At 57.4% G+C, this 6,735-nt stretch carries 7 protein-coding genes and 1 tRNA gene; 2 read left to right on the top strand and 6 right to left on the bottom strand.

The annotated features are described in order from the left end of the window. Nucleotides 1–112: 112 nt before the first annotated feature. Entirely contained in the window at nucleotides 113–682 is a 570-nt protein-coding gene (locus ENZ75_RS16055; RefSeq protein ID WP_063168081.1) for a DUF2569 family protein, read from the top strand. Between the two features lie 366 nt (nucleotides 683–1,048). Here the strand turns inward: ENZ75_RS16055 and ENZ75_RS16045 are convergent, their stop codons facing one another. The 6 genes from ENZ75_RS16045 to ENZ75_RS16010 form a co-directional block, all read right to left on the bottom strand. Continuing rightward, the gene (locus ENZ75_RS16045; protein ID WP_013531386.1) at nucleotides 1,049–1,348 is read right to left on the bottom strand and encodes a DUF1236 domain-containing protein; all 300 of its coding nucleotides are present in this window, start codon (nucleotides 1,346–1,348) and stop codon (nucleotides 1,049–1,051) included. Nucleotides 1,349–2,608: 1,260 nt separating this feature from the next. Then, nucleotides 2,609–3,316, bottom strand: a complete 708-nt coding sequence (locus tag ENZ75_RS16030) for a Crp/Fnr family transcriptional regulator (protein ID WP_063168079.1) — start codon at nucleotides 3,314–3,316, stop codon at nucleotides 2,609–2,611. Between the two features lie 608 nt (nucleotides 3,317–3,924). Continuing rightward, nucleotides 3,925–4,305, bottom strand: coding sequence for a hypothetical protein (locus ENZ75_RS16025; protein WP_013531389.1), 381 nt, complete (start codon nucleotides 4,303–4,305; stop codon nucleotides 3,925–3,927). 269 nt (nucleotides 4,306–4,574) lie between these two features. Next, complete coding sequence (locus tag ENZ75_RS16020) at nucleotides 4,575–5,228, bottom strand: outer membrane beta-barrel protein (RefSeq protein WP_013531390.1); 654 nt, start codon at nucleotides 5,226–5,228, stop codon at nucleotides 4,575–4,577. A 410-nt stretch (nucleotides 5,229–5,638) separates the two neighbouring features. Continuing rightward, nucleotides 5,639–6,001, bottom strand: coding sequence for a hypothetical protein (locus tag ENZ75_RS34335; RefSeq protein ID WP_164745866.1), 363 nt, complete (start codon nucleotides 5,999–6,001; stop codon nucleotides 5,639–5,641). Between the two features lie 324 nt (nucleotides 6,002–6,325). Next, nucleotides 6,326–6,395, bottom strand: a tRNA-Thr gene (locus ENZ75_RS16010). Nucleotides 6,396–6,557: 162 nt separating this feature from the next. Here ENZ75_RS16010 and ENZ75_RS16005 point away from each other — a divergent pair. Continuing rightward, a complete protein-coding gene (locus ENZ75_RS16005; RefSeq protein ID WP_013531392.1) occupies nucleotides 6,558–6,725 on the top strand; it encodes a hypothetical protein in 168 nt (55 codons plus the stop codon). The last annotated feature ends 10 nt before the right edge of the window (nucleotides 6,726–6,735 follow it).

The raw sequence follows: 6,735 nt of genomic DNA, 5'->3' as shown, positions 1-6,735 counted from the left end.
GACAGGAGAAAATCGTCGGTTCGGCATATTGTCATTTCACACCAGCGCTCGCCTCTTGAGTTGAATTTAAAGCCTGGTACAACTTAAGGGAGCATAAAAAGGGGAGGCGTAAATGGGGGCGTTTTCCATCTGGCATTGGGCGATCATGCTGCTGTTGATCGGCGTGCCTGTTTTCTTTGCTGTTCGATCGGCCGCGAAGCCGTCGCAGAATCCTGAGGCTCTTGTGGGCTTCGGCGGCTGGCTGATGCTGCTGGCTATCGGTCAGGCATTGTCACCGCTGCGCACACTCGCCGAATTGGGGGCCTCCAGCGATGGCGACAACCAGCTCATGCTGGTGCCGAATGGACCCATGGTGGTCTATGGCGAGGTTGCCCTGCTGCTGGCATTCATGGTGCTTCAGCTTGTGGTGCTCGTTGCCATGCTGAGGCGGAGCCTTCGGTTCAAGCAGTTGTTTCTCATCCAATGGCTCGCAATCCCGGTGGCGGTCATACTGGACGCGATCTGGGTCTCCACCGCGATCGGGGTTTCGGTTCGGCAAGTGGTCACTGGCGAGGCGCTTGCGACGCACATAGTCTCGTTTGTGCTGATAGGGCTCTGGGTCGCCTACGTCTACAAGTCCGTCAGGGTGCGGAACACCTTCACCAGGGTTGGGGCATCCACCCAGGTTGCTGGCGCGTCGTAGAAGAAGGCACAACTTGGAATGTTGGAACTGCGCGCGGCGATCCGCGGGCAGAACCGAATTCTTGTGGCGGCGATTGGGGTGTGACCTCGTGCACCACTATGTCGCCATCGAACCTGGAACGGCCAGATCCTGAGCCGACCGACCTCGACCATCATCCGTGACGGCTGCGACCTTTTGGAAGGTCTTTATTTCGGCCTCATTTATACGTGCTGCCCGCGCTCTCGCCTGGAGATCAACCAGGCGCGCCACGAGCGCTTGCGACGTCTCGACTTCAGGGTTCATCATTTTCATTTGTCCGATTGAGTGGCGATTTGACGAGCGCAACCCGCCGGCATCCCTGCCGGCGGGCCTGGCCGGTTCGAAGTTTCAGTCGTAGACTTTCACAATCTTGCGTGTGCTCGGGTCCACCAAAACCGTTCGGTTGTCGACCACCGTATAGCGGTATTTGACGTTGGGAACCTCGTGGAGTTCGACCGTGTCTGGCAGAGCCGTGCCGACATTCAACTCCACCCCCGGAAGCTTCACAGAAGCCAAGGGTTGCTTCTTCACGTATTCGCGCACGACGGTGTCCTGTTCCGGTGTGATAACCACATCCTGTGCCGCAACCGCGCCGACGCTGGCCAACAGCAAGAGCGCCGCAGCGGCGCTGCTTAGGTGCATCCTCATTTGTTTTTCTCCTCTTGTAACCTGGCGGCAGCACGATCGGCTGGGCGCCAGCCACCCGAACACGTCGCCAGGCCAAACGTTCCTCATACGGGCCTCTGTCTGAATCCGCGCAGGACCAAAGTCTGGTTGGAAAACGCAATGGTCTTACCCGTTGGGAGTAGGCGGAACGGCTTAGGCCTAAAGGTTGTTGTCTCTCCAATTCGGAGAGAAACAGTGGAAAAAAGTGTCGGCCAGGCGCGATGGTTGCTCGCACCGATTTTCGCAACAGCCATCACCTTCCTGGTGATGGGGGTCGTTCTTGGCTGACATGGCGTGGATCGGCGCAGCTACGTCCCTTCCTGCGCTGATAGGACCCGTGAGCTGCTTCGGCGGCGGGCGGGTCCTGTATTTCACCGTGCGCCCATGCATGCTCATTCGGCAGGCGTGGGCGCATTTCTAGCACATGTACCTTGGGAGGTTTATTATGGATCGGCGATCCTTCTTGACTGCAATGTTTGGCGTTGCCGGGGCAGCGGCCCTTGCAAGCGCTGTCCGCCCAACTGACGCAATGGCGGGTGTTCCAGGGGCCGGACACGGCATCCTCGATGAACTTGAGACGCCACAAACAGAGACCTTTGAAGAAGACGCACAGGCAGAAGTGCAGCAAGTCTATCATCGGGACTGGCACTACCGTCCCCACCGCCGCCGGCGGGGCTGGAGACGGGTTTGCCGCAGTTATTGGCGGCATGGTCGCCGTCGCATCCGGTGCAACCGCCGACGTGGTCCTTCGGTCGTCCTTCGATTTTAACTGATTTCCCGCCTCGGCCCGTTCCGGCTCACGCGCCGAGAACGGGCCGGTTTAGATTCTTTTCGGTGAACGATCACAATGACATTGGTCCAGAGATCGAATGAGAGTGGCAGCGCGAACCAACCGGGAAATGGCAACGATGATCGTGCGCCCGGGTTTGTGGCCTCCGTCGCTTTGCCGGACAAAGAAAACATTGCCGACCTTGTCAGGCGAACAGAGCGCATGGCCATCTTGGTGGTTCTTGGACTGAGCGGCTGGTTGATGCTCGTCCCCGCTATTTATCTTGTGCTGACGCACGGGATATGAAGCTTGCGGGACATCCGTGCGCGCCCAGGGTTGGATTGCAATCGCATCGGATCGCGGCTTCCGCAGCCGTTTCGTGTCACCGGCAATGTGGGCGGGACGGGCTGTATTGCTGGCGCGAGGCGCAGGTGCTTGGATCACCGCGGCCTACGTCCGGCATGCTTGGAGCGCTATAATCCAACTAGCCGAACGTAATCGGCTTCTGGCTTGCCGTAGGTGCCGTTTGCGCAGGCCGCAAGTCCGCTGCGGTCCCTGATGTGCACTTCGCCACGTCGAGAATAGATGAAACCACGTCCTTCCAGAACTTGCAGCCCAACGGTAACGCCTGGGCGTCTTGCTCCAAGCATGACGGCGAGAAACTCATGGGTGATCGCAAGGCGCTCGCCGTGGACCCGATCGTCACACATTAGAAGCCAGCGCGCCAACCGCTCTTCAAGGTTTGATTTTGCGTTGATCAGGGCCGTATAGCTGGTCTGGATGTGGAAGTAGTGGACATAGCGCAACAGGAAAAGGCGCAACGTTGGGCTGTTCGCAAGAGCCTCCTTGAAGGGCTCGGTTCCCATCCTGAAAGCGCTGCCGGCCGACTGAACGTAGCATTGATGCGCTGCATAGTCAGCGCCCATCACGAGCGCGGCACCGGTCATTCCCTCAAAGCCGACAAGGCCCACCTCGGCTTCCTTACCTGAAGCCGTCGCGACCACAGAAGCGATGCCGTCCTCCAGGAAGTACACCGTCTCGATCTCCGAATCGGCTTTCTCTAAGGTCATTTTCGGCTCGAGGTCACACAGTTCAAGGTGTGGCTGCAAAAGCCCCAGGTCACCAGGGTCAAGCCTGCGCAACAATTGGTTTCTGTAGGAATCGTTCTCTGGATTGGTCATAGCTCAATCCCGCTTGGGGCAAGAGCTTTCCAATCTCCCTGCCGTCTGCGCCCGTAGACACGTGCAGACGATTTAAAAAATATACGCCCTCTGGCGCGCGATTGACAGTGAAATGCAACCTGATGCACGGCGTCCCCTCAGCCGCCGAATTACAAAACAGGGGTGTACAAAGTTACAGGGTTGGAATCGTACAGAACTCTGCTTCGTACGAATCCGACAATTTGTGATCGCAGCCAACGAGCCGGCATGATGTACATGGTTATCAATGTCGAGGCAGAGCGACGAGAGGGCGACCGACCGACTGGCAAGGCGACGGTTGTGCCCCATAACGGGTCAAAAGTTTGGCATCTAAATTGCTTTCACAGGTATGGGGTGGGCGAGAGCCCGTCGCTTCGCAAATGGAGCGGCGGGTCTACCCTACCAGTGACTGTCGAATGGCCACGGCAGCAGAATGTACCGCCTTTCAGCAGAAACTAACGGAACATCCGTACTCGCCCGAAGTTGGATTGCAGGAAGCGTCGCATGCGGGCTTCCGCAGCCCGTTTCGTGTCACCGGCAATGTGGGCGGGACGGGCTGCTTTGCGTTGGTACGCAATTTATACCGCTGACTACTTGTGGGTAATCCAGTCCAACAAGCCAACGTTAACCTGCTCGCACCCGACATATTCGCGGACCAAGCTTTCAGCCAGGTGGCGCCATTCACACTCGGGAACGCCTGTTTCCCTGACCAGGTTTCGAAACGCCGAGCGGAGAATGTCGGCATCGAAGGCCGAGACGGCAACAGGACCTGGCTCCGGATCTCCCTCCCGGGCCATGTCATCGCGATGACGTTGGCGAAGGCGCTTGAGCAGTTCGCGCGAGGCCTCGATTGCGCGTCGGGAGTGGTCCATATCACGGCGAAATGAGGCAGTGCCGGCCAGGGAATGGTGCCGCAACCGAAAGCTGGTTTCTATAACCGCGCGTGCGACTTCTATATGCGTTTCTGCCATCGCGGCCTCCCTTCCTGCGAAAGGATTTATTTACTCTCTTGTCACGCGTGACCCAAGAAGGATTCAACGTACGGTTTGGTACGAAGGGATGGCGCGCAGATGGGCATGGTCCGGAACGAACGAAGGGCCTGAACGGCAAACTATTTGCGATCCAGGCCCCTAGCCGTCGGGTTCGCGGCGACATTGCGCCCGCGGAATGCCATTCACAAGCTGGACCTTGGTCTTGCCATTCCCGCGGGGGGCGTCAAAGTCGGAGACGCGCTGAACAGTTAGAACTTCATCGCGATGCCGACGCGGAAATCGTGCGTCTGAAGCGTGTGTTCCAGCGTGCATCCGCCGCCACAATATTCAAGCGACTTCTTGCCGAAGAAGGAGAAGTCGTATTCGCCGCGCAAGAACACGTTGTGTGTGAGCGCGACGTCGATGCCTGCTCCAACAACACCACCGACCAAGGTGGCATCCCGCTCAGCGTTTCCACCCGGGTAGAATGTCTTCAGCTTTGCAGCGGTTACACCAGCCGTGACGAACGGCATGTAGGCTCCCATGTCCATGCCAACGCGACCCTTTACGGATCCGAACAAACCTGTGGAGGCGTCAAGGACGCCTGGGCCTGGAATATCGTCGAAGGTGTTCTTCTTGAAGCGGTAGCCAAGCTCGCCTTCGACGCCATAGACAATCTTGCCGGATTGGAGGTTATAGCCTGCAAAGCCGCCGACCGTTGCCGAGCCGACATTATGCGTTGCGCCAGCCTGGGCGCCCGGTCCATAGATCTTGTAGTGTTCCAACGTTCCGGCACCGAACACGCCGGCGTATGGCCCTTGCCAGGTCCATTCAGGGGTATCGACAGGAGCGATCGTCATATCGGCAGCCATGGCCGGAGCCGCGGAAAGCGCAACGAATGAAGCGAGCAAAAAAGCTTTCATGAAATCCCCATCAAAATCGCCAATCGCTTTATATCGATGAGCCTGCAACTTTGTATATAGCTAGGAAGTCACACCCGTAGGCTAAGTTGCTGCGCCTGAATTCGGCGAAATAGGTATCGGGATGGCCGGTGCAAGCAGGCATCCCTCGAAGAGCTCAATACTTCCGCGTCAGGCTTCGATGCGGGCATTATCGAGAAATTCAAGTGCGGAGCGTGGAAGGGGTGCCGTTCTGATCTTCAATGAAGCCGCTGCCGCACGGATCAGGCTTGCAGCTGTGTTCGTGAAGAATGCCGATGGGTATACCGGACGGCTCAATCCGCAGCAATCAGGAAGGATGCCGTCGACGCCATAGTTAGGCGGCGGCGCGCAGGGCGGTGACTCGCCCAATGTCCGGGTCCCTTCGCAGCCATCTATCGGTAAAGTCCCGGGTATTTGGCCTTCTCAGCCTGGCAATTTCCCGCTCTCTGGACCGCCATGGCGTAAGCTCTTTCATAGGTGTGAATGGCCTTCCGGAACTTAGGAGGATTAGGCGTCAGGTGTTTTTCTATCCCCTCGTACAAAAGCACAGGGACAGCAATGATAGCTTTTCCATTCTCTGTAGGCCTCAGCCGGCACCTTTGCATAACGCCGTTGAGGTTACCTGCCATTTTAGCGGCCAAATTTAACTTGGCATCGGGCATCCCGACCAGGAAGTGGATATTGTCCTGTCCTGCCGAAGCCGCCGAAGACGCGAAGCAAATTGCGGCGGCGAGTGCGACCAAAATGCGGATCAAAGTGACGTCCCCCCAATATTCCCAAATCTGAGCCAGGCTGAATATTTGGCAACCTAGCACCAAGCACACTATCCACAAATATGACACCTTCAAAACGCTCTCGCTCGATGCGCCAATGGGAGGGACTGACCTTAGGCGAATCGATTTGCTGGTGGCGCCGGAACCTTACGAGCCGGAGGAGGACGAAGAGGATGATCCGGATACGGTGATGCTCTGGGCGGATACTCGCGTTGGCAAATGAAAAATTCCAGGTGGATAAGCGGTGGATCGAACCCGAACCTTGTTTTCTAAGCTTTTGAAAATGTTATGGTTTTTGCATTGTGCTGGTGCTCCCGGACGGAATCGAACCGCCGACCTTCGGTTTACAAAACCGCTGCTCTACCAGCTGAGCTACAAGGGCACGGCGCTCCGGTTAGCATATTTGTTGAGCCAGTAAAGACAAAACTCCGTTTTTTCCCGGCATGCCGCATGGGCCATCGGCGAGGGCATCCTGAAAACCGCCGGATTGCTTCCTACATCTAGGGAAGGGTGCAATCGCTTCGAGCAGGGGTGTCGCATGATCAGATTTGTCATCATTCTCCCGATCATCTTCGTGGCCTGGATGCTGCTGGTGAAGATCATCAGCGACGTGAAGAAGGCCAATGTCGACTGGACCGGCGTCACCACCATCATCGGTTTCATCGCGCTGGCGTTCTGGCTGCGCCATGTCACGGGGATGGGGTGAGGGAATAGGA

This window comes from Mesorhizobium sp. M7A.F.Ca.CA.002.04.1.1 (genome assembly GCF_004022805.1).
Taxonomy (GTDB): domain Bacteria; phylum Pseudomonadota; class Alphaproteobacteria; order Rhizobiales; family Rhizobiaceae; genus Mesorhizobium; species Mesorhizobium ciceri.
This window is presented reverse-complemented; position numbering and strand designations above follow the sequence as displayed.

Excerpts from the sequence above, each read along its gene's own strand:
- ENZ75_RS16045 (WP_013531386.1), bottom strand. The coding sequence starts at position 1,348 with ATGAGGATGCACCTAAGCAGCGCCGCTGCGGCGCTCTTGCTGTTGGCC.
- ENZ75_RS16055 (WP_063168081.1), top strand. The coding sequence starts at position 113 with ATGGGGGCGTTTTCCATCTGGCATTGGGCGATCATGCTGCTGTTGATC.
- ENZ75_RS16030 (WP_063168079.1), bottom strand. The coding sequence starts at position 3,316 with ATGACCAATCCAGAGAACGATTCCTACAGAAACCAATTGTTGCGCAGG.
- ENZ75_RS16025 (WP_013531389.1), bottom strand. The coding sequence starts at position 4,305 with ATGGCAGAAACGCATATAGAAGTCGCACGCGCGGTTATAGAAACCAGC.
- ENZ75_RS16005 (WP_013531392.1), top strand. The coding sequence starts at position 6,558 with ATGATCAGATTTGTCATCATTCTCCCGATCATCTTCGTGGCCTGGATG.
- ENZ75_RS16020 (WP_013531390.1), bottom strand. The coding sequence starts at position 5,228 with ATGAAAGCTTTTTTGCTCGCTTCATTCGTTGCGCTTTCCGCGGCTCCG.